Here is a 2,888-nt window from a genome sequence, read left to right as displayed (position 1 = left end):
GTCGGCCAGGGCCTCGGCCCCCTCGGCCTGCACGGCCTTGAGGCGGTAGCCCTCGGGCAGCTCGCGCAGCCGCACCGAGCGGATCAGGCGGCCCTCGAGCCGCGCCTCGACCGCCAGGGGCTCACCCCGCTCGTCCACCACAGACACCTGCACCGGGCGCGGCGGCACCACGCGCAGGAAGTCGCGCTCGACCTGGATGCAGCCCTCCACCCGGAAGCCGATGGTGTTGGAGTATTGCTTGGCGGTGGGGGGCTGGCGGAAGCCGAAGACCACCCGCCCGGGCCGGGTGAGGTCGAAGTCGGCCCAGGTGCGGTCGCCCGAGACCGGGCGGCTTTGGGTCTTGCCGCCCTCGTAGCGCACGCGGCCCTCGAGCTCAGACGCGCCGTCCTCGTCGTAGAAGCTCACCCTCAAGGGCAGCACCTCGGGGGCGACCTCGAGGGCAAAGGGTTCGGCCCACACGCGGTTCTTGGCCTGGGGTTCGGTGCGGACGTTGTAGTAGTCGGTGGGGCGGACGTCGTAAAGCTGCAAGCCCGGCTCGACCACCAGGCTGGCCGCCTGGGGCACGCTGGTCTGGATGCGGTAGCGGAAGGCGTTCTTGGCCAGGCCGTAGAGCCGGGCCTTGACCTGGTACACCCCCGGCTGCACCTGCCCGCGGAAGAACAGCACCCAGCGGTGGGGCTCCACCCCGAAGCTCTGGCGGGCGAGTTCCTTGCCGTCCCGCAGCAGCACGAACTCCGAGCGCACCTGGCCCTGCCCCTTGTCGTAGCGCTCGTCGCCCAGCTCGGGCGTGCCCTTGAGCGCGGAGCGGTAGTCCTTGGGGTCGAAGCCCGGGGAGTAGATCTGGAGGTTGAGGATGGTGGCCTTGCTCACGACCACGGCGGCCTCGAGCTCGCTGCTCTCCCAGCCCAGCCGGTCACCGGGCACGATGCCCTTGAGGTCGGTGCGGGCCTGGGCGAGGGCGGGGAGGCTGAAGGCCAGCAGCAGGGCGAGGACGCCGAACGCCGAACGCCAGAAGCCACAGGCTAAGAGCGTCTTGCGTCTTGCGTTTCGCGTTTTGCGTACGCTCACGGATACCTCCAGCGCACCTGGGGGTCGGTCAGGGCGGGGGCCTTGTCGCTCCCTTCGGGACCAGGCGAGCCCGGTACGCCAGGGGGCAGATTCCCTCCGGGACCGGGCGAGCCCGGTACGCCAGGGGGCAGGTCGTAGGTGAGGGTGAGCTCGCCCTCGAGCACCTCGTAGGTGAAGGTGCGCTCGCCGCCGCCGGGGAGGGGGTCGGTGAGGGTGAACTCGCGCAGGGGCTCGCTGGTCTTGAGCACCAGCACCACCCGCCAGCCGCCGCCGGGGAGGGGGAGCATCTGCTTGGCGAGGCGCAAAGGGCCGAACTCGAGCACCGTCTCGCGCGTCGCGCGGGCCAGGCCCAGGGGCATCTCGAGGGGGAAGTCGCTCACGGTGAGGCCCGCCACCCGGACCCGGTGCTGGTAGCCGCTGCCCAGGCGCTCGGGGTGCGGCAGGGGCGAGAAGGGGGCCGAGGCCGGGTCGAGCAGCAGCGTCCAGACCCCGCCGCCCGCCTCGCGGAAGGCGTAGCGGCCCTCGGCGTCGGTGACCGCCTGGCGGCCGTTGCCCAGGATCAGGCGGGCGCCGGGGAGGGGCAGGTCGCGGCCGGGGGTGAACTTCCCGTCGCGGTCGGCGTCGAGGAAGACCCGGCCCACCAGGGCGTCGGGGGGGGCGAAGACGCCGGGCACCACGCTCGCCAGGGCCGTGCTCTCGGCCTCGCTCACGACCGGACCGCCGGGGAGGGCGCCCTGGGCCTGGGCCACGTTGCGCAACTCGGGGCCCGCGCCGGGCAGCACCCGCATGCGGTAGGTGAGGGTGAGGGCCTGGCCGGGCTCGAGCCGCAGCCCCGCCCACACCAGCACCCCGCCGGCGGCCGGCTGGGGCTCGAAGGCGGCCTGGGCGGTGCCGCTGAAGGCGGTCGAGCCCTCCTGGTAGTCGAGGCCGGGGGCGGGGTCGTCCACCAGGCGCACGTCCAGGGCCACCTTCCCCGGGTTGGCGAGGCGCAGGGTGTAGGTGAGGAGGTCGCCCGCCACGGCCTTCCGGGGGCTCACCGACTTCTCCAGCAGCAGCCGGGCCGAGATGACCCGGGTGGTGACGGTGTTGGACTCCAGCGGCTGGGGGATCTCGCTCGAGGCCAGGCTGAAGCGGTTGGGGACCTCGCCGCCCTCGGGCGCGGTGGGCAGCACGCGCACCCGCAGCGTGAGGGTGAGGGTGGAGTTGGCCGGGAGGCTGGCGAGGCTCCAGCTCACCCGGCGGGTGCCGGGGTCGAAGGCGCCGCCACTGTCGGCGGAGACGAAGCCGAGCGCGGGGTCGAGCACGTCGCTCACGGCGGCGTTGGTGAGGGCGAAGGGCAGGGTGTTCTCCACGCGCAGGGTGTAGGTCAGGCTGCCGTCGGGCACCGCGGTGTCGCGGTCCACGTCCTTCTGCAGGCGCAGCGCGCTGGGGTCGAAGACCGAGAGCACCCGGTCGGTGGTGCGGTTGGTGCCCCCGCCCAGCGCGGAGCGGGCCTCGAGCACGAAGTCCCGCGCGGCGGGGGTGGCCTGGGCGAAGGTGTAGCAGGCCTGGAAGTCGAGGGTCTGGCCGGCCTCGAGCAGGACCGGCTGCACGAGCGGCGTGCCGTCGGGGTTCTGCAGGCTCAGGCTCACGCCCGCAGGGAGCGCGGCGGCGAGGGCGAGGGTGTAGGTGTCGGGGGCGTTCCCGGCGTTCTCGAGGCCGTGGGCGAAGCACAGCGGGCGGCCGAGCAGGGCGCTGGCCTGCTGGCGGTCGTCGGCGCTGCCCTCCCCGCCCGGGTTGGCACGGGGGTTGCCCCGGGGGCCCAGGTGGTGGGCGTAGCG

2 pseudogenes are annotated in these 2,888 nt (G+C 73.9%); both read right to left on the bottom strand.

Features of this window, described 5'->3' with window-relative positions:
- Positions 1–1,068, bottom strand: a pseudogene (locus MEICH_RS0109820) (hypothetical protein); the annotation flags it as partial.
- Positions 1,065–2,888 (bottom strand): annotated as a pseudogene (locus MEICH_RS29280) (DUF11 domain-containing protein); the annotation flags it as partial. The pseudogenes MEICH_RS0109820 and MEICH_RS29280, both read right to left, overlap by 4 nt.

The organism is Calidithermus chliarophilus DSM 9957 (genome assembly GCF_000430045.1).
Taxonomy (GTDB): Bacteria; Deinococcota; Deinococci; order Deinococcales; family Thermaceae; genus Calidithermus; species Calidithermus chliarophilus.
Note: the sequence above shows the minus strand (reverse complement) of the source record. Positions and strands in the feature narration are given on the sequence as shown.